Raw genomic sequence first — 20,379 nt, 5'->3', positions numbered from 1 at the left:
CATGAACGATCTCCAAAACGCCAAGCCGATGCATCGCATCGCTGTTCCGGCCGCCAAGGGGGCGCCGACGGCGCAGGCGCCGGTGAAGGTGGCCGCACGCAATCTGGATTTCTATTACGACAAGTACCACGCGCTCAAAAGCATCGACATCGAGATTCCGGAAAAGCGCGTCACCGCGCTGATCGGCCCCTCCGGTTGCGGCAAGTCGACCCTGCTGCGCATCTTCAACCGCATCTACGCGCTCTACCCGAAGATGGAAGCCCGCGGCGAAGTGCTGCTGGATGGCGAAAACATCCTGTCGCCGAAGTATCCGATGAATCGTCTGCGCAGCAAGGTTGGCATGGTGTTTCAGAAGCCGGTGCCGTTTCCGATGACCATCTTCGAAAACGTCGCCTACGGCATCCGCCACCACGAAAAACTGTCCAAGCCCGACATGCAGAACCGCGTGGAACAGGCCTTGCGTCAGGGCGCATTGTGGGACGAGGTCAAGGACAAGCTGGGGCAAAGCGCGCTGGGCCTGTCTGGCGGCCAGCAGCAACGCTTGTGCATTGCGCGTGCAGTGGCGTTGCGGCCGGACGTGCTGCTGCTGGACGAACCCACCTCGGCGCTGGATCCGATTTCCACCAGCCGGATCGAACAGTTGGTGGAAGAACTCAAGCGCGACTACACCATCGTGATCGTGACCCACAACATGCAGCAGGCCGCGCGCGTGTCCGATTACACCGCCTTCATGTATCTGGGCGATTTGATCGAGCACGACCGCACCGAAACGATTTTTTCCCAGCCGTCCAAGCAGCAGACCGAGGACTACATCACCGGCCGTTTTGGTTGATGTAAGGCGACGCACCGCAACGCCCGCACTGAAGCAGCTCCGTCGCCCTGCCCTGCACGTCATTCGGCGCGGCTGACGGACATCCACCACTGCCACGAATCGAGATCACGATGAACCAGCACCTCAACGACCATATCGTCAAAAGCTACGACGAGGAGCAGCACCGTCTTGTCGCCGAGATCGTGCGCATGGGCGACACGGCGGTGGCGCAGCTGGAAGCGGCGCTGGATGTGGTGGAGCGTCGCGACGACAACGCCGCGCATCGCATCGTGGTCAACGACGAAGCGATCGACGCACTGGAACACGCGATCAGCCACGACGTGATGCGTCTGGCGTTGCGCGGCCCGATGGCACGCGACCTGCGCGAAATCCTCGCCGGCCTGCGGATTCCTGCGGATATCGAGCGCATCGGCGATTACGCGGCCAACGTGGCCAAGCGCTCAATCGCACTCAACTCCGCGCCGCCGCTGCCGCAGACGGTGGGCTTGCGCGCGCTGGGTCAGATGGCGGCCGATGCGGTACGCGAGGCCGTGCAGGCGTATCGCAACAAGGATGCCGATGCGGCGATCCGTGTGCGCGACGAAGATGCACGCCTGGACGCGCAGTACACCGCGCTGTTCCGTGAGCTGCTGACCTACATGATGGAAGACCCGCGCAACATCACGCCGTGTACGCACCTGCTGTTCATGGCCAAGAACCTGGAACGCATCGGCGACCATGCGACCAACATCGCCGAGAACGTGTGGTTTTTGGTGCATGGCGAACAGCCGCTGCCGCCGCGTCTGAAGCGCGACGACACCAGCACCACCGGCGTGATCTGATCGCCGTTGGGTACCGCCACGCGCTGTCGATAAGCAGCGAAAAGCTTCATTTAATTACGTATTCAGCTAAAAATCCCTACGGTGGGATTGCACACAGGCCGTTCCTGTGACGCAGGAGTACGCAGATGAAACGTCTCATCGGATCTTTCATGGTTGTCTCGCTGCTGACCTCGGGTGCCGCCTTCGCCGCACCCCAGCAGCATGACGATCACGACCGCGACCGCATCGAGCAGCGTCACGACAATCGCGGCCCGGACCGGCATGACGAGCATCGCAACGACAAGCACGACGATCGGCGCAGCGCATACCACGACGATCATCGCAACGATCGCCATGGCCCGCCCTTCCATCGCGGCGAGCGCCTGGCCCCGGACCATCGGGGCAGCCACGTTGCCGATTACCGCAAGCATCACCTCAAGCAACCGCCGCGTGGACATGAGTGGCGGCGCGTGGACAATCAATATGTACTGATTGCCATCGCGACCGGCCTGATTGCCAGCGTGGTCGGCGGGAGCTGATTCCGAGGCATCCGTATTCATTAGGCAGGCCTGATCCGTGGCAACGCGGATCGGGCTTTTTGTTGCGTGCGGTTGTGACTGTGGATGGCGGAATGAAGCAGGAGTGGCCTTTAGCGCATCCAACGAAAGCCGTGCAATACGGTTGATCGATGCTGGTTTATCGGCGGGAACGCATGCGGACGAAGTTGTGACAGGCCACGCTCTGGTAGGGACGCGGCCTCCCCTTGGAGCAACTGACAACACTCTTGCGCTCACCTCCGGATGGGCGCCGCTGGTGCTCGGTGCGGCGTGTACCACGCGCACTCCGGTTCTGTGCAGACCTTACACACCCTGCCGAGGACTACTCGCCCAGGCTTGGTCGCCGTTCTGAGCTATAGCGCCGGCCGTCATCGGCGCGTTGCCGTGCTGTCCATCCGCCTTGTCACTGCACAATCCACCGCTGCTGTCTCGACAGCATCGTGGCGATGACCGGCGATACTTTGCCTGCCGAGCAGATGCGCCAGACCGAAGACGCAGACACTGCGGGCGGGTGCACCGATCGGGCTCAGGGTGCGACCTGCTAGGCTATGCGGATGAACGAACCGGTCGATCCGCAGCCTGCCCCCTCCTTTCTGCCCATGTCGCGGCGTTTCCGCGGCTATCTGCCCGTGGTGGTGGATGTGGAAACCGGAGGGTTCGACTGGAACAAGCACGCATTGCTGGAAATCGCCTGCGTGCCGATAGAAATGGATGCCCACGGGCGTTTTTTCCCTGGCGAAACCGCCAGCGCGCACCTGGTCCCGGCCCCAGGACTGGAGATCGACCCCAAGTCGCTGGAGATTACCGGCATCGTGCTCGATCACCCGTTCCGTTTTGCCAAGCAGGAAAAGGACGCGCTGGACCATGTGTTCGCGCCAGTGCGCGCCGCAGTGAAGAAATATGGGTGCCAGCGCGCCATCCTGGTCGGGCATAACGCGCATTTCGATTTGAACTTCCTCAACGCCGCGGTCGCGCGCGTGGAGCACAAGCGCAATCCATTTCATCCCTTCAGCGTGTTCGACACGGTGACCCTGGCTGGCGTGGCGTACGGGCAGACCGTGTTGGCGCGTGCTGCGCAGGCGGCCGGTCTGGACTGGAACACCGCCGATGCGCACAGCGCGGTCTACGACACCGAACAGACCGCACGGCTGTTCTGCACCATCCTCAATGCCTGGCCCGGGCCTGTTTAGGGCTGGGATTGGGCATTTGGGATTCGGGATTGGCAAAAGCGGGGCGTTTGCGCGGCCGAAAGATCAGCCGGGTGCGGCAGCAACAGAGCAACTACTGCCCACCGCATGACCGCATGCAGCGTTGCCGGGCGTGCGGTTGGGGCCTTCGTACTTCCTAACCGCCCTACAGGAGCAGCAAAGCGCCAGACACAGCGCTTTTACGATTCCCGATTCCCGATTCCCCAATCCCCAATCCCGATTCCCCAATCCCAGCTCTAACCAGCACAGATCCGGTCGCGCCCTGCGCTCTTGGCTTCGTATAACGCGTGGTCGGCGCGCTGCATCAACGATGAGCCGGTGTCGTCGTCGCCCAACTCGGCCAGGCCGGCGCTGAAGGTCACCTGCAACCCTTCCACATCGCCCCAGTCGGCGCGCGCATGGAACAGCATGCGAATGCGCTCGCACAGCAGCTGTGCATCGCTCAGCGCGGTCTCGCCCAACAGCAGCGCGAATTCTTCGCCGCCCAGGCGCGCAGGAAGATCAGAGGTGCGTGCGGCTGCGGTCAGCAGCTCACCGACGTCATGCAGCACCGCGTCGCCAATGGCGTGCGAGTAGCGGTCGTTGATGCGCTTGAAATGATCGATGTCCAGGATCGCCAGCACTAACGGCCGGCCACTGCGACGTGCGCGGCTGATATCGCGCGCCAGCGCTTCGTCGAAGTGGCGACGGTTGGGCAAGCCGGTCAGTGCGTCCTCGTGCGCCTGGCGCTCGAACACATCGGACTTGATGCGCAGGCGCGTCAACAACTCGCTCTTTTCCTGATTGGCCTGCAGCAGGCGCTGCGCCTGCAGTTGCAGATCCTGCGTACGCTTGCGCACCAATTCGGCCAGGCGGGCGCTGTGGGTCCTGTAGCGATGCAGCAGCGCCCGATACAGCAGCGCCAGCGCCAGAATCGCGGCCAACGCCGCAACAAAGCGCACATCGTGGCGTTGCCACCACAGCGGCAGGACATCGAAGGTCCAGCGCGCCTCCTGCGGGCTCCAGGCACCGCCCGGATGGCGGGCGGCCACGCGCAGGGTGTAGTGCCCCGGCGGCAAGCCGATGAATTCCACGCTGCGCTGCCGGCCACGCGCGATCCACACGTTGTCCAGGCCGTCCAGACGGGTGCGGTATTCGATCCGCTCGGACAGCAGGAAACTCATGCCCACATACGAGACATTGATCCGATAGCCGCCAGGTAATTGCGCTTGTTGTCGCCAGGCCAGCGGGCGGCCGTCCTGTTGCACGCTTTCGATCAGCGGCGGCGGCGGGCGGCGCTCGCGAAACCGCTGCAGGCGCGCCGGGTCCACCGCGCTCACACCGCCAGCGGTGACCACCCACAGCGTGCCATCGGCACGTTCGATCATGCTGGGGCCGGAGCTGCCGTTGGCCTGCGCGTTGCCCATGCCGTCGATCTCGCCATAGCGCTCGATGGCAAGCTGGCCGCGGCCATCGGCCACCGCATCGAGCGCGGCAAACTCCGTGCGCAGCACGCCGCGATTGCTGCTGATCCACGCATTGCCCAGCCGGTCGTTAACGAGCTGGAACACCGTGTCCACCGGCATGCCCTGCTCCAGGCCCACGCGTGCAAGCGTGCCGCCGCGCACGCGATACAGACCGCGATCGGTGGAGATCCACACTGCATCGCCAATCGCCTGGAAACCGAATACGCTGCGCGCGCCGCCCAGGCGCTCCAGGTCCAGCTGCTGCAGCTTGCCGTCGCGCAACACCGCCGCGCCATCGACCGAGCCGATCCACAGCGCGCCATCGATGCTGGCCAACGCGGTGATCACGCCATCGGGCAAGCCCTTGATCGTCATCGGCACGCGCTTGCCATTCAGCAGTTGCACTACGCCGCGTTGAGTGGCCAGCCACACCGCAGCGTGCGCATCGATCACGATGGCGCGGATATGACCGCTGGGGATGCCGTCGGCCTCACCGTAGTGCTGCAGCACGCGGCCATCGCGCAGCACGAAGACGCCGTCGGCATAGGTGCCCACCCATAAGTCGCCCTGCCGATCGAGCGCCAGACTGAGCACCGACAGCCGGCGTCCCGACGGCGTGGCGACAGGGACCGGCACGATCCGCCCGTCCGGCAGCATGCGATCCAGACCGGCGGTGCTGGCGATCCACAGACTGCCGTCGCGATCTTCGAGCACTGCGCGGGCATAGTCGCCGCTCATCCCGTCGCGCTGGCTGTAGCTGCTGAACAAGGTCTCGCGCAAGCGGAACAGACCACCGTTGGCGCCGACCCAGATGCTGCCTTCTGCATCTTCGCGCAGGCTGACGATGCGCCCGGTGGGCAGGCTGCGGCCCGCCGGCAACTGCTCCACCCCGTGGCTGCCGATCCGCAACAGGCCCTGGTTTTCGCTGCCCAGCCACAGATCGCCATTGCGATCCTGCAGCATCGCAGTGAAGTGGCCCTGCCCCGGCAGCCGATGCACCAGCTCGGCGCGCTCGTCGTGCAGGCGATACAGTTGCTCGCCTGCGACCACCCACACCGTGCCATCCGGAGCGCGATACGGCCACGCCAGGCCCGGTGGCAGGCCGAATGACGCTGGCGCACGATGCATGCGCCCGTCCGGTTCGCGATAGATCAGCCCGTCCAGCGTCCCGATCAGCAACCGCCCCTGGCCGTCGAACAACATGCGCGGAAAACTGCTCTGCAGCGGCACGCCATCGCGCGGCGGAAAATAGTCGAAACGTCCATCCGGCCACAAACACCCAAGCCCGTGCCCTTCGAACAGCAGCCACATCCGGCTTTCGGCATCCATGGTCATCGCGTGGATCAATGCCTGCGGCCACTGGCCCTTGCGTTGCCACTGCCGCCACTGCCCATCGACGCCGTGACGCACCAGATTGCCGCGCGCATCGCTCAGCCACAGCGCGCCATCGCGATCCACGTACAAGGCGCTGACGCCGTTATCGGGCAGGCCCGGGCGCGTGCTGCGATCGATGACGTTGAATTCCAGGCCGTTGTAGCGCACCAGGCCTTCCCAGGTGGCGAACCACAGGTAGCCGTCGCGGGTCTGGGCGATATCGCGCAGCGAGTTGTGCGGCAGGCCGCTGCGCGAACTCCAGCTGTCGATGGCGTAGTCGCGTAATCGCGCGGTCCCGATAGGTGCGGCGATCGCCGCCAGCGAATACAACGCCAACAGCATGCAGATGCCAGCGCCGAGCCAGCGCCGCCACTGCCCATGCCGTCGTGCCGACGCCGTATCGGCATCTCTGTTCTCGCCCGTACCGCACGCGCCCACCCCAAGTTTCATCAGACACGACACGCCGGTTGCTGGCGATATGGTAGGCAAAAAGTTGTACCGGCGCTGCGCGTTTGCGCCAGCTGACGCCAACATGTCTGCTGCGGCGGCGTTGTGCCCGCCCTCGGTGGCGACTGTTCGCCAATCACCACACCGCACTCTGCGTGGATTGCCAGGTGCACGGCTCCGCGCAGCGCACCCATTGCATGCCGGAAGCAGCGCTCGATCGCGCGCTTCAATCCCGCGTACTCAGGCACCAAGACGCTGGCGCACGGCCTCGAACAGGGTCACGCCGGTTGCGACCGACACGTTGAGGCTTTCGATATCGCCGGGCATCGGAATCTTGACCAGACCATCGCAATGCTCGCGGGTCAGGCGACGCAGGCCATCGGCCTCGCCACCGAGTACCAACCCGACGTTGCCACGCAGGTCCACGCTGTACAACGACGCCTCGGCCTCGCCGGCCAGGCCGTACAGCCACACACCCTGCTTCTGCAGGTCGCGCAGGCAGCGCGCCAGATTGGTCACCGCCACCACCGGGATGCGGTCGGCGGCGCCGGCCGAGGTCTTGCGCACGGTCGCGTTCACCGTGGCCGACTTGTCCTTGGGGATGACCACCGCAGTGGCGCCTGCGGCCGCGGCGCTGCGCAGACAGGCACCGAGGTTGTGCGGGTCCTGCACGCCATCGAGCACCAGCACCAGCGCGCGACCTTGCGCAGCCTCGACCAGGCCTTCCAGTTCGTTCTCCGCCCACAGCCGTGCGGCGGCGTAGCGTGCGGCAACACCTTGGTGGCGTACCTGCCCGCCGACGCCGTCCAGCGCCTGGGTGTTGACCCGGCGCACGTCGATCCCCTTGCGGCGCGCCTGTTCTTCGATCTCGGTCAGACGCGGGTTCTTGCTACCGGCCTCGATCAGGACCTCGCGCACGTTGTCGGCGTCGTTCTCGACGGACGAGGCGACAGCATTGACGCCGACGATCCACTGGTTCTGCTTGCTCATTGCGCGGGCATACGAAGAAATGAGGGGGAATGGTAGGGCCTGCGGCCTGCTACGTCACGGCCGGGGCGTGGATTGCCCGACAAATCGGGCCAAAGTCGTGCCGCAATGCCATTGGCACCTGCGGGCGTCATGCGCCACTGGCTGCAGCGGGCATGCAGCAACCGTCTCGGCACGCCGGATGTCTTCGCGCTGCGTGAACCGCTATGGATGGCTGCCTGAACGCTTAGCGCGCCGACGTCGGCAACACGCCGCAACGCACCGACATCCGCATGTTTGAACACAGCAATGAGCTGCATTGCGAAGCCACATGACCGCTTACACCGGCCACCGCTCGGTGTCGTGATCCGGATGCTGATGCGATACAAGAGCTGCCTGAAACGCCCATGCAGCCGCGTCGTCCTCGCTCGGGCGTGTCAGCAGCTGCGCCAGGGTATCGACGAACGGCAACTTGCGCTCCAGCCCGTACTGAATGTGCGGAGGCAACCGCTCCGGCCTATCGAATGCACCGGCGGCAATCGCCACGCCGTCGGGCGCTTCATAGGTCAACGGCGTCCCGCACTCGGCGCAAAAGCCGCGCTGTACCACTGACGAGGATGCGAAGCGCTTGGGCTCGCCACGGGTCCAGCGGAACTCGGTGCCGCGCACCGACACCAGCGGCGCGTAATACGCCCCGAAGGCTTTCTGACACATGCGGCAATGACAGATCGATGCGTCATCCAGCACGCCGCGCACATGAAAACGCACGGCACCACATTGGCAGCCACCGCTGTATTCGCAAGATGCACGCATCGTTTGCCCCTCAGATCAGCGTGTGATGCAAGCCAACGCGTCATACCGGCACGCGGCGGCACTCATGACGCACTTGCCAACTCGATGCACTGCGGGCAGCCATTCCGGCCGCCCGCAACACCATGCATCCAGCATCAATACGACTTTTTCTTGCGCTTGGTCGGCTTCTCGCGCGGCGGCAGCGGTGCTTCTGTAGGCGCACCATCCTCTGCCAAACGGAAGTCGATCTTGCGTTCTTCCATGCTGGCCTTGAGCACCAGTACGCGTACCGGATCGCCCAGACGGAACTCGCGACCACGGCGCTCGCCGCTGAGCGTCTTGCGGATCGGGTCGAACTGGTAATAGTCCTGCGGCAACTGGGTGACATGCACCAGGCCATTGACCTTGGACTGGGTCAGCTCCACGAACAGGCCGAAGCCGGTCACGCCGCTGATCACGCCATCGAACTGGCCGCCGACATGCTTTTCCATCCAGGCGGCGCGATAACGCTCGTCCACTTCGCGCTCGGCTTCATCGGCACGTCGCCCACGCTCGGAGCATTGCAGCGACAGCGCCGCCATCTGCCGCGGCGTGTAGATGAATTTTTCCGGGCTGGCGCCGGTCAGCGCGTGCTTGATCGCGCGATGCACCAGCAGATCCGGGTAACGGCGGATCGGCGAGGTGAAGTGCGCATATGCCTCCAACGCCAGACCGAAGTGACCGTTGTTGTCGGGCGAATACACCGCCAGGCTCTGGCTGCGCAGCAGCACCGATTCCAGCAGCGCGGCATCCGGGCGCGCACGCACCTTCTTCAGCAGCTTGGTGTAATCGCCCGGGCGCACCTTGCTCCACGCCGGCAGGCTGAGCTGGAATTCCTTAAGGAACTCCAGCAGGTCTTCGTACTTGCTCTCCGGCGGCCGCTCGTGCACGCGATACGGTGCAGGCACATGCACGCCCAGCAGATAGCGCGCGGCTTCCACGTTGGCGGCGATCATGCATTCTTCGATCAGCTTGTGCGCGTCGTTCCGCACCAGCATGCCGGCCTGGGTGACCTCACCGGTGTTGTCGAGCACAAAGCGCACTTCGGAGGTTTCGAACTCGATTGCACCGCGATGCGTCCGCGCCTTCGACAACACGTTGTACAGCTGATGCAGATGCTGCACCTGCGGCAACAACGGGCCGATGAATGCCTTGGTATCGGCATCGTCTTCGCCAACCGCCTTCCAGACCTGGTTATAGGTCAGGCGCGCATGCGAGTTCATCACCGCTTCGTAAAAACGCGAGCCGGTCACTTCGCCATCGCGGCCCACCTGCATGTCGCAGACAAAGCACATGCGGTCGACCTTGGGCATCAACGAGCAAATGCCATTGGACAGGGTCTCCGGCAGCATCGGCACCACGAACCCCGGGAAATACACCGAGGTGGCGCGCTTTTGCGCTTCATCGTCCAGCGGCGTGCCGGGACGCACATAGTTGGACACGTCGGCGATCGCCACCACCAGACGGAAACCGTCGGCATTGGGTTCGCAATACACCGCGTCGTCGAAATCCTTGGCGTCCTCGCCATCGATGGTGACCAGCGGCATCTGCCGCAGGTCCACGCGCCCACCGATCATCTGCGGCTCGACCACCAACGGCACGGCGGCCGCTTGGTCCAGCACTTCCTGCGGGAATTCGTGCGGCAATTCATGGCCATGGATGGCCATTTCCACCACCAACGACGGCGTCAGCTTGTCGCCCAGCACCGCGATGATCTTGCCGATGGCCGGGCGGCGCGCGTCAGGCGGCGCGATCAGTTCGCACACCACCAACTGCCCTTCGCGCGCCTCGCCAATGCCGTCCGGCGCAATCTGCACGTTGCGTTGCACGCGCTTGTCGTCCGGGTCGACGTAGGCCACGCCATGTTCGTAGAAGAAGCGCCCGATCATGCGCGACATGCGCCGTTCCAGCACGCGTGCGATGGCGCCTTCGCGGCGGCCACGGCGGTCGATACCGGTCACGTTGGCCAATGCACGGTCGCCGTGCATCACCTTGCGCATTTCGTACGGCGGCAGGAACAGGTCGTCACCGCCCTCGTCCGGCTTGAGGAAACCGAAGCCTTCCGGATTGGCGATCACCACGCCGGCGATCAGGCTGGTCTGCTGCACCGGCGCGTAGCCGCCGCGGCGGTTCTGCACCAACTGCGCCTCGCGCACCATCGCCGCCAGGCGCTTGCCCAGCGCCTCGATGCGATCGCTCAGGCCCAGCTGCTCGGCGATCTCTTCGGCGGTCTGCGGGCCGTCGCAGGCTTCCAGCAGCTGCAGGATGGCCTCGCGGCTGGCGATCGGCTCGGCGTAGCGCAATGCCTCGCGGTCGGCATGCGGGTCCTTGAATCCGGTGTCGGCGACGGCCTGGACGGTGTCTTTCTGGAAACGTTCCGGCGGCGGCGCGGCCGGACCGCTCTTGCGTGGATGCGGCGCGCGGGGCGCAGCAGGCTCGACTGGAGGTGCCGGCTGATCGGACGACGCCTTTGCCGCAGCGCGCTTGTTGGCGGATTTGGTGGACGCACCTGCCGCAGCGCGGACCAGGAAGTCCGGCATCCAGCCCGGCAGTTTTTGTTGCTCGGCGGTGGTGGACTCGCCCGGGCTGGCGGATTTGCGGCGGCTGGGCCGGTCGGAATCGGGGGTATTTTTCTTTGTCATTGCCCTAATGGTAACCCCTGCGGTCATGACATGGGCGGCAAGGCTAGCCAGGCCGTTGGCGATTGCTACACATCACCCGTTGACAACCCCGCCAGGAGTCTGCAAAATTCGCGGCTCACCTGCCCAGGTGGCGGAATTGGTAGACGCACTAGCTTCAGGTGCTAGCGGGGGCAACTTCGTGGAGGTTCGAGTCCTCTTCTGGGCACCAGTTTAAAAAGACCTCCGAGCGATCGGGGGTCTTCTGGTTTCTGGGGTTTGAAAATGCGGGCGCTGCGGTTGAAGGCCGATGAGGTGATTCAGAGCCGCTAAGAAAACTTAGCGAGCAGTCGTCGGCCGGATGTGGACGGCGCGCTCAAAATCGCAATGGACGATTGGTAAGTGCCAGTTCCGGGCACCGGCCGCGCCCGCCGGGTGGTGAGTGCAGTCGTTTGATTAGCTGTGCTCCGCCGATTGATCCATCGACGTGACCGGATGATCGCGACGCCTACGCGGCCTTGCGCTCCACTTCATCACGACCGCCGATCAGAACGACGACCAACGCGTCGCTACCCAGACCTACGGCGCACGCTGCACCACGGTCAAACACCAAGACTTCGAAACGACAGCACCCACCTGCCTGGCGGGCGCCGCCGTGATGGCTGCCCTACGGAGCGGCCGTTATTCCAGCATCGCGCAGGGCCTGCGCCCAGATCCTGTAACCGGCTTCGCTGGGATGCGTACCGTCGGGCATCAGCGCCTCCGGCAGGCTGCCATCGGGCTGCAGCAGCTGCTTGCCGATATCGACCAGACGCACCGATGGGTTGGCCGCATAGCGTTCGCGCAGCAGGCGGTTGGTTTCGGCAATCGGGCCGCGTTGCGGATCCCTAGAAGTGCGGCCGCGCGGCATGATCGCCATCAAAATCAACTTACTGTTGGGCATGCGTGTGCGCACTTCGCGCACGATGGCATCGACGCCCTGCGCGGTTTCGGCTGGCGTACTCGCACGCGATTGCGCGGTGCCGGTGAGATTGTTGGTGCCGATATGCAGCACCACCCAACGCGGATCGAGGCCGTCGAGCTCGCCCTGGCGGATGCGCCACAATACGTTCTGGGTGCGGTCCCAGCCAAAGCCCAGATTCAATACCGGCCGCTGGCCGTACAGCCACTGCCAGGACTGCGGCCCGCTGACGCGCGTGGCCTGTGGCGGGCCGGCCCAGAAGTGGGTGATCGAATCGCCAATCATCACCACCTCCGGCTTCAAACTGCGCGCGGCAGCCAGCGCGGCATGATGGCGCGCGTACCAATCGTAGGAATCCTGCTCCAGCCAATCGACCGGCATCAAGGCAGTGGTCACGTCGCGACCGAGCTCGGCCACCGGCTTGACCGGCGCTTCACCCAACAGTCGCGCCAGGGTCGGCTCGATCGCCTCGGCGAGCATGCGCTGGCCCTGCGTATCCGGGTGCAATGCACCGGCCGCCGGACGAAAGCGCGTGTCGTAAAACAACTCGGTGCGCAGCTTGCCGTCGCGCTGGAACACCGCGCTCACATCCAGATAGGTCACACGCGGGTTGTCGCCGTAGCGCACCGCCAGACCCTGGTTGATCTGCGCATCGCGACGCGATTTTTCGCCGGAAACCGCGCTGGGCAGCACACTCAACAGCAGGATGTGCGTACGCGGCAGCTTTTGTTCGATTGCCGCGACTACCGCGTCGATGCCGAGCTGGGTCTGCTCTGCACTCTGGCCGAGGTGGCCGGTGTTATTGGTGCCGATCAGCACCAGCGCGACCTTGGGCTGCAAGCCATCCACTTCGCCATTGGCCAGACGCCACAGCACGTTTTCGGTGCCATCGCCACTGAAGCCCAGATTGAGCGCGCCGCGGCTGCCGTAGAAGGTCTGCCAGGTGGGCTGAAAGTCTTCGTCGGGCGCCTTGGATTTCTCGTAGTTCTGCGTGATGGAATCGCCGATCAACAGCAGCATCGTCTCAGGATGCTGTTTGACCTGCTCCAGCACCTGCGCGTGACGCTGAGACCACCAGGGCTCCTGCAGGCGGTCGGTGGGCACGATCGAGGGAGATGGCGTTTGCGCAAGCGCAGGCAGCATCAGCAGGCACCACGACATGCCAAGGCCGATCGCGGCAAGCGGCCGGATACGACCGCGAAACAGGGAGGGAAACGTAAGCATGCGTGACAGAAAGGATCGGAGGAATTCCGATTGTGGGCTGCGCCGTTGGCACCTCACAAGCTAATCCGACAAGCGCGCCCTTTCCGCCCCACTGTCGAGGCAGGACTAACGATGCAACGACTAGACGAGGCACCGATGCACCGACACGACACTCCCTTCTCCCGCCTGCGGGAGAAGGTGGCGCGCAGCGCCGGATGAGGGCCCCATGCGGGCCCATCCGCCTACGAAGCCCGCCTTCCCCGCAAGCAAGTGAAGGCAGAGGGATCTGCACGTCGCCTGGATAGATCTTGCTGCTCTCGATAGCGCGCAGAGCCGCATCGCGCAGCGCGCACTAGCCGCACGCGTCCGCGCCGACTTCAACGCAGCCCGGTTTCCCCGCGCGCAATCACCAGGCGTTGAATTTCAGACGTTCCCTCAAAGATTTCCGTGATCTTGGCATCGCGCAGAGCGTTCCAGCGTTGCCGCACCTGCGGCAGCGCTGGAGTGCGGACGACCTCAGCGTAGCCCGGTCTCGCCGCGCGCGATCACCAGGCGTTGAATTTCAGATGTTCCTTCGTAGATTTCCGTGATCTTGGCATCGCGGAAGTAGCGCTCAAGCGGCATTTCCTTCGAATAGCCCATGCCGCCGTGGATCTGCACCGCTTGGTGGGTGATCCACATTGCCGCCTCCGATGCGGTGAGCTTGGCGACCGCCGCTTCGGTGCCGAACGTCTTGCCCTGCCCCTTGAGCCAGGCCGCACGCAGCGTCAACAACAGCGCCGCATCCAGCTTGCACTTCATGTCAGCAATCTTGGCCTGGGTCATCTGGAACGTACCGATGGCCGCTCCGAAGGCTTTACGTTCCTTGACGTACGCAAGCGTGGCTTCATACGCGGCGCGCGCAATGCCGACCGCTTGCGAGGCGATGCCGATGCGCCCGGCATCGAGCACGCTCATCGCGGTCTTGAAGCCCTCGCCTTCCACGCCCAGCACCTCGTCCGGCTGGGCCACATAGTCGGCGAACTCGATCTCGCAAGTGGCCGAGGCGCGAATGCCCAGCTTGGGCTCGGTCTTGCCGCGATGAAAGCCGGGCTTGTCGGTGTCGACCATAAAGGCGGTGATGCCGCGCGAGCCCTTCTCCGGCTCGGTCACCGCAAACAACACGATGTACTTGGCCACCGGGCCGGAGGTGATCCAGCTCTTCTTGCCGTTGATGACGAAGCTGCCGTCGGCCTGCTTGACCGCGCGGCAGCGCATCGCCGATGCATCCGAGCCGGACTGCGGTTCGGTCAGCGCAAATGCGCCGATATGCGTGCCTTCGGCGATTGCGCGCACGTACAGCTGCTTCTGCGCCTCGCTGCCGTTCTTCAGGATGCCGGTGCAGAACAACGAGTTGTTGACCGACATGATGGTGGAGTGCGCGCCGTCGCCGGCCGCGATCTCGATCATCGCCAGCGCGTAGCTGATCGGGTCCATGCCGGCACCGCCGTATTCGGCCGGCACCTCGATGCCCATCAGGCCGTTTTCGCCCAGCAGCCGGATGTTGTCCAGCGGGAACTCGCCGCTGCGGTCGAACTGCTCGGCGCTGGGGGCGATCTTTTCCTGGGCGATCCGGCGGGCCACGTCCTGGATCATCAGTTGCTCTTCGGTAAAGCTGAAATCCACGTTCGACCCCTCCCGGGTATTGGCTGAGCAGCCATTGTAGCCCCAACCATTCGCATGCGTATGTAGTTGACCCCGCACCCCGCCGGGCCGAAAATATCTCCATATCGCGATATAGAGATATTCATGGATCTGGAAGACTGGTCGGCGCGCCTGAAAGTGTTTGCCGACGCCACCCGGGTACGCCTGCTGGCGCTGCTGGAACAGGAAGAACTCACCGTGGCCGAGCTGTCGGCCATCACCCGCCTGGCCCAGCCGCGCGTGTCCACTCACCTGGCCAAGCTCAAGGAAGCCGGGCTGGTGCGCGACCGCCGCGCCGGGGTGTCGGCGTATTACCGCTTCGACGAAGTGTCGCTGGACCCGGCCCAGCGGGCGCTGTGGCTGGCGCTGAGCACCGGTAGCGACGACCCGCTGCTGCGCCAGGATGCCGAACGCGTGGCGGCCGTGCTGGCCAACCGCGCCGCCGACCAGAACTGGGCCGATTCGGTAGCCGGCGACATGGAGCGGCACTACTCGCCCGGCCGCACCTGGGAAGCGCTGGCGCGTACCGCCCTGCCCTTACTGGAAACCGGCGACGTGCTCGACATCGCCTCCGGCGACGGCGTGCTGGCCGAACTGGTCGCCCCGCATGCCACCCGCTACATCTGCATCGACACCAGCGCACGCGTGGTTGCCGCTGCCAGCGAGCGCTTGCGCAAACTGCGCAACGTGGAAGTGCGCGAAGGCGATATGCATGCGCTGCCCTTCCCCAATGCCAGCTTCGACCTGGTGGTGCTGATGCACGCGCTGACCTATGCCGCAAAACCGGCGCAGGCGGTGGCCGAATCCGCACGCGTGCTGCGCCCCGGCGGGCGCCTGCTGCTGTGCAGCCTGGCCAAGCACGAACACCGCGCGGCCGTGCATGCGTATGGCCACGTCAATCTCGGGTTTGCCGCCAAGGAATTGCGCAAGTTCGTCGAAAAAGCCGGACTGGATGTGTCCAGCCTGGAGACGGTGACGCGCGAGAAACGCCCGCCCCATTTCGAAGTGATCTCGTTGATTGCGATGAAGCCGGGAGTCGGAAGTCGGGAGTCGGGATTGCTTGAAAGCAACAGCACGAGTGCGCGGAGAACTGGCTGATGACATCCCTGCCAATCGCAAAGTCCGAACCCCCAATCCCGTTCTCGCTGCCATGGCTGCGCCCGGACCGTGCAGCCAAGCTCACTGCCGCGCTGCGCGAACGCATCCTCATCATCGATGGCGCGATGGGCACCATGATCCAGCGCCACGATCTGCAGGAAACCGACTATCGCGGCACGCGGTTTGCCGAGGGCTACGACAGCGCGCATGTGCATGGCCCGGGCTGCGATCACGCCCACACGCAGGAAGGTCACGATCTGAAAGGCAACAACGATCTGTTGTTGCTGACCCGCCCCGAGATCATCGCCGGCATCCACCGCGCCTATCTGGATGCCGGTGCCGATCTGCTGGAAACCAACACGTTCAACGCCACCTCGGTCAGCCAGGCCGACTATCACCTGGAACACGTGGTGTACGAATTGAACAAGGCCGGCGCGCAGGTCGCGCGTGAATGCTGCGATGCCGTCGAAGCGCTGACGCCGCACAAACCGCGCTTTGTGATCGGTGTGCTCGGCCCCACCAGCCGCACTGCGTCGATCAGCCCGGACGTCAACGACCCCGGCTACCGCAATACCAGTTTCGATGCATTGCGCGCGACCTACCGCGAGGCTGTCGAGGGTTTGATCGACGGCGGCGCCGACACGCTGATGGTGGAGACCATCTTCGACACGCTCAATGCAAAGGCCGCGCTGTACGCGATCGAAGAAGTCTTCGAAGCACGCGGCGGGCGCCTGCCGGTGATGGTCTCCGGCACCATTACCGATGCGTCCGGTCGCACGCTGTCCGGCCAGACTGCCGAAGCGTTCTACGCCTCGGTCGCACACGGGCGGCCACTGTCGGTGGGGCTGAATTGCGCGCTGGGCGCAAAGGACCTGCGCCCGCATGTGGAAACGCTGGCGCAGATCGCCGACGCCTATGTCAGCGCGCATCCGAACGCCGGGTTGCCGAATGCGTTTGGCGAATACGACGAAACGCCCGAGGAGATGGCCGAGACGCTGCGCGAATTTGCCCAGTCCGGCTTGCTGAATCTGGTTGGCGGTTGCTGCGGTACATCGCCGGACCACATCCGCGCAATTGCCGAAGCGGTAGCGGATCTGCCGCCGCGGCAATTGCCGGGTGCGCAGGAGCTGGCGGCGTGATGCAGAACGTGGGCCCTCATCCGGCGCTGCGCGCCACCTTCTCCCGCGCGCGGGAGAAGCACGGCGCATTGCTAGGCAGCTGGACGAAAGCTTCCTTCTCCCGCACGCCGAAGAAGCATGACGGATTGCTCGGCACGTGGACGAAGGCCACCTTCTCCCGCACGCGGGAAAAGCATGACGCATTGCTCGGCACCTGGACGAAAGCTTCCTTCTCCCGCACGCCGAAGAAGCATGACGCATTGCTCGGCACCTGGACGAAGGCCACCTTCTCCCGCACGCGGGAGAAGCACGGCACATTGCTCGGCAGCTGGACGAAAGCTTCCTTCTCCCGCACGCGGGAGAAGGTGCCCGAAGGGCGGATGAGGGGCCTCTCGATCCGCGCCCTGCCGACCGCCAACCATCATCGCCTCGCCTGGACATTCGCCACGTCCGACGCCCACCAGAGCATCGCATGAGCACTCCCCGCTACACCCGCCTGTCCGGCCTGGAGCCGCTGGTCATCACGCCGGACCTGCTGTTCGTCAACGTCGGCGAGCGCACCAACGTCACCGGCAGCGCGCAATTCCGCAAGCTGATCAAGGAAGAGCGCTACGAAGAAGCGGTGGACGTGGCGCGCCAGCAGGTCGCCAACGGCGCGCAGATCCTCGACGTCAATATGGACGAGGGCCTGATCGATTCCGAAAAAGCGATGACACGCTTTCTCAATCTGATCATGTCCGAGCCGGATATCGCGCGTATCCCGGTAATGGTGGATTCGTCCAAATGGACGGTGATCGAAGCCGGCTTGAAATGCCTGCAAGGCAAGAGCGTGGTCAACTCGATTTCGCTGAAAGAAGGCGAAGCAGTCTTCATCGAGCAGGCGCGCAAGGTGCTGCGTTACGGCGCAGCCGCGGTGGTGATGGCCTTCGATGAAGTGGGCCAGGCCGACACCTGCGCACGCAAGGTGGAAATCTGCACGCGCGCCTACAAGGTGCTGACCGAGCAAGTGGGTTTCCCGCCGGAAGACATCATCTTCGACCCGAACATCTTTGCCGTGGCCACCGGCATCGAGGAGCACGACAACTACGCAGTGGACTTCATCGAGGCAACGCGCGAGATCAAGCGCACGCTGCCGCATTGCCACATCTCCGGCGGCGTATCGAATGTGTCGTTCTCCTTCCGTGGCAACGAGATGGTGCGTCAGGCGATTCACTCGGTGTTCCTGTTCCATGCGATCAAGGCCGGCATGGACATGGGCATCGTCAATGCCGGTGGTATGCCGATCTACGACGAGCTGGACCCGGACCTGCGCGAGCGCGTGGAAGACGTCATCCTCAACCGCCGCAAGGACGGCACCGAGCGGCTGCTGGAAATCGCCGAACGCTACAAGGGCAGCAAGGGCGCGGCCAAGGTCGAGGACCTGGCCTGGCGCGAAAAACCGGTGCGTGCACGCCTGGCGCATGCGCTGGTGCATGGCATCGATGCCTACGTGGAAACCGACACCGAAGAAGCGCGCAAGCAATCGACACGCCCGCTGGATGTGATCGAAGGCCCGCTGATGGACGGCATGAACGTGGTCGGCGACCTGTTCGGCGCCGGCAAGATGTTCCTGCCGCAGGTGGTCAAATCCGCGCGCGTGATGAAAAAGGCCGTGGCCTATCTGCTCCCCTTTATCGAAGCCGAAAAACTGCGCACCGGCGACGTTGGCAAGTCCAATGGCAAGATCATCATGGCCACCGTGAAAGGCGATGTACACGACATCGGCAAGAACATCGTCGGCGTAGTGTTGGCATGCAACAACTTCGATGTGGTGGACCTGGGCGTGATGGTGTCTGCACAGGTGATCCTGGACCGTGCGCGCGAAGAAAATGCGGATCTGATCGGGTTGTCCGGCTTGATTACGCCCTCGCTGGAAGAGATGTCGCATGTGGCGCGCGAAATGCAGCGACAGGGTTTTCAGATTCCGTTGTTGATCGGTGGCGCCACCACCTCGCGCGCGCACACCGCGCTGAAGATCGATCCGCATTACGCCGCACCCACGGTCTGGGTGAAGGATGCCTCGCGTGCGGTAGGCGTTGCGCAATCGCTGATCTCGCGCGACCTGCGTCAGGCATTCGTCGCTGCCAACGATGCGGACTACGCCGAGATCCGCGCACGCCATCGCAACCGTGGCGATGCAAAGCGGCTGGTGTCGTTGGAAAAGGCACGCGCACAGCGTTTCGATGGCGATTGGGCTAACTACACACCGCCCACTCCGCGTCAGCCTGGCCTGCACGTATTCGACGATTACCCGCTGCAAGAGTTGATCGAGCTGATCGACTGGACGCCATTCTTCCAGGCGTGGGAGCTGGCCGGCAAATTCCCCGCCATCCTCAGCGACGAGATCGTCGGCACCCAGGCCAGCGAGCTGTATCGCGACGCGCGACGTATGCTCAAGCAGATCGTCGACGAAAAATGGCTCACCGCCAAGGCGGTGTTTGGGCTATGGCCGGCCAATGCAGTAGGCGATGATGTTGTTACGCTGACCGAGCCTGCGGAATCGGGAATCGGGAATCGGGAATCGCAAGGCGATGCATCGGCGCCCGACCATTCCCGATTCTCCATTCCCCATTCCCTGCATTTCTTGCGTCAGCAAGTCGACAAACCCGTCGACCGTCCCGACTTCTGCCTGGCCGATTTCATCGCGCCCAAGAGCAGCGGCAAGCAGGACTGGATCGGCGGGTTTGCGGTCACTGCCGGCATCGGTATCGACCCGCATGTTGCGCGTTTTGAAGCGGCGCACGACGACTACAACTCAATCCTGCTCAAGGCATTGGCCGATCGCCTGGCCGAAGCTTTGGCCGAGCGCCTGCATCAGCGCGTACGTATCGAGTTCTGGGGCTACATCGACAACGAAGAGCTCGACAACGAAGCCTTGATTGCCGAACGCTATCGCGGCATTCGCCCGGCACCCGGTTACCCCGCATGCCCGGAACACAGCGAAAAACGCACGCTGTTCGATCTCCTCAATGCCGAACGCAACACGGACATGTCGCTCACCGAAAGCTTCGCAATGCTGCCCACTGCAGCGGTGTCCGGGTATTACTTCAGCCATCCCAAGAGCCAGTATTTCGTGGTCGGGCGGCTGGGCAAGGAACAGGTCGCCGACTACGCCAAGCGCAAGGGCATCACCCTGGCATTGGCCGAACGCTGGCTGGCATCGAATCTGGATTACGACCCGGAATAACACCGGGCCGGC

Annotated in this window: 15 protein-coding genes and 1 tRNA gene; 9 read left to right on the top strand and 7 right to left on the bottom strand. The window is 64.1% G+C overall.

Translation table 11 applies throughout. From position 1 onward, the window contains the following. Position 1 precedes the first annotated feature (1 nt). From pstB to rnt, 4 genes are all read left to right on the top strand, one after another. On the top strand, positions 2–832 hold the full coding sequence (pstB, locus tag ACCQ06_RS09355; RefSeq protein ID WP_039420807.1) for a phosphate ABC transporter ATP-binding protein PstB: 831 nt from the start codon (positions 2–4) through the stop codon (positions 830–832). A gap of 110 nt (positions 833–942) precedes the next feature. Continuing rightward, entirely contained in the window at positions 943–1,653 is a 711-nt protein-coding gene (phoU, locus tag ACCQ06_RS09350; protein WP_005994733.1) for a phosphate signaling complex protein PhoU, read from the top strand. Between the two features lie 125 nt (positions 1,654–1,778). Next, complete coding sequence (locus ACCQ06_RS09345; protein ID WP_316691890.1) at positions 1,779–2,171, top strand: RcnB family protein; 393 nt, start codon at positions 1,779–1,781, stop codon at positions 2,169–2,171. 566 nt (positions 2,172–2,737) lie between these two features. Further along, positions 2,738–3,379, top strand: a complete 642-nt coding sequence (rnt, locus tag ACCQ06_RS09340) for a ribonuclease T (RefSeq protein ID WP_104613860.1) — start codon at positions 2,738–2,740, stop codon at positions 3,377–3,379. 254 nt (positions 3,380–3,633) lie between these two features. On the opposite strand, the gene ACCQ06_RS09335 is transcribed toward rnt, so the two are convergent. From ACCQ06_RS09335 to rnr, 4 genes are all read right to left on the bottom strand, one after another. Further along, on the bottom strand, positions 3,634–6,666 hold the full coding sequence (locus tag ACCQ06_RS09335) for a diguanylate cyclase domain-containing protein (RefSeq protein ID WP_316692535.1): 3,033 nt from the start codon (positions 6,664–6,666) through the stop codon (positions 3,634–3,636). A 237-nt stretch (positions 6,667–6,903) separates the two neighbouring features. Beyond that, positions 6,904–7,653, bottom strand: coding sequence for a 23S rRNA (guanosine(2251)-2'-O)-methyltransferase RlmB (rlmB, locus tag ACCQ06_RS09330; RefSeq protein WP_104613862.1), 750 nt, complete (start codon positions 7,651–7,653; stop codon positions 6,904–6,906). 315 nt (positions 7,654–7,968) lie between these two features. Then, complete coding sequence (locus tag ACCQ06_RS09325; protein ID WP_104613863.1) at positions 7,969–8,442, bottom strand: GFA family protein; 474 nt, start codon at positions 8,440–8,442, stop codon at positions 7,969–7,971. 134 nt (positions 8,443–8,576) lie between these two features. Next, on the bottom strand, positions 8,577–11,102 hold the full coding sequence (gene rnr, locus ACCQ06_RS09320) for a ribonuclease R (RefSeq protein ID WP_316691887.1): 2,526 nt from the start codon (positions 11,100–11,102) through the stop codon (positions 8,577–8,579). A gap of 121 nt (positions 11,103–11,223) precedes the next feature. On the opposite strand from rnr, the gene ACCQ06_RS09315 reads away from it, so the two are divergent. Continuing rightward, positions 11,224–11,310: transfer RNA gene (locus tag ACCQ06_RS09315), tRNA-Leu, on the top strand. Between the two features lie 435 nt (positions 11,311–11,745). On the opposite strand, the gene ACCQ06_RS09310 is transcribed toward ACCQ06_RS09315, so the two are convergent. The 3 genes from ACCQ06_RS09310 to ACCQ06_RS09300 form a co-directional block, all read right to left on the bottom strand. Next, positions 11,746–13,182 carry a platelet-activating factor acetylhydrolase IB subunit gene (locus ACCQ06_RS09310; protein WP_316691885.1) on the bottom strand — a complete coding sequence of 479 codons (1,437 nt, stop codon included), beginning with the start codon at positions 13,180–13,182 and terminating at the stop codon, positions 11,746–11,748. Positions 13,183–13,619: 437 nt separating this feature from the next. Beyond that, entirely contained in the window at positions 13,620–13,730 is a 111-nt protein-coding gene (locus ACCQ06_RS09305; protein ID WP_228323466.1) for an acyl-CoA dehydrogenase family protein, read from the bottom strand. 28 nt (positions 13,731–13,758) lie between these two features. Then, complete coding sequence (locus ACCQ06_RS09300; protein WP_104613865.1) at positions 13,759–14,907, bottom strand: acyl-CoA dehydrogenase family protein; 1,149 nt, start codon at positions 14,905–14,907, stop codon at positions 13,759–13,761. Positions 14,908–15,030: 123 nt separating this feature from the next. On the opposite strand from ACCQ06_RS09300, the gene ACCQ06_RS09295 reads away from it, so the two are divergent. The 4 genes from ACCQ06_RS09295 to metH are packed head-to-tail and all read left to right on the top strand — an operon-like array spanning position 15,031 to position 20,367. Beyond that, on the top strand, positions 15,031–16,023 hold the full coding sequence (locus tag ACCQ06_RS09295; protein WP_316691882.1) for an ArsR/SmtB family transcription factor: 993 nt from the start codon (positions 15,031–15,033) through the stop codon (positions 16,021–16,023). Next, positions 16,023–17,162 carry a homocysteine S-methyltransferase family protein gene (locus ACCQ06_RS09290; protein WP_104613867.1) on the top strand — a complete coding sequence of 380 codons (1,140 nt, stop codon included), beginning with the start codon at positions 16,023–16,025 and terminating at the stop codon, positions 17,160–17,162. Before ACCQ06_RS09295 ends, ACCQ06_RS09290 begins: the two co-directional genes overlap by 1 nt. Next, the gene (locus tag ACCQ06_RS09285; RefSeq protein WP_316691879.1) at positions 17,159–17,617 is read left to right on the top strand and encodes a hypothetical protein; all 459 of its coding nucleotides are present in this window, start codon (positions 17,159–17,161) and stop codon (positions 17,615–17,617) included. Before ACCQ06_RS09290 ends, ACCQ06_RS09285 begins: the two co-directional genes overlap by 4 nt. Next, positions 17,614–20,367: a methionine synthase gene (gene metH / locus ACCQ06_RS09280; RefSeq protein WP_316691877.1), complete on the top strand. Its 2,754-nt coding sequence runs from the start codon at positions 17,614–17,616 to the stop codon at positions 20,365–20,367. Before ACCQ06_RS09285 ends, metH begins: the two co-directional genes overlap by 4 nt. The last annotated feature ends 12 nt before the right edge of the window (positions 20,368–20,379 follow it).

Source organism: Xanthomonas sp. NCPPB 4467 (genome assembly GCF_041475665.2).
GTDB classification, from domain to species: Bacteria; Pseudomonadota; Gammaproteobacteria; order Xanthomonadales; family Xanthomonadaceae; genus Xanthomonas; species Xanthomonas dyei.
The sequence above is the reverse complement of the archived record's forward strand: the minus strand, read 5'-3'. Positions and strand labels throughout refer to the sequence as shown.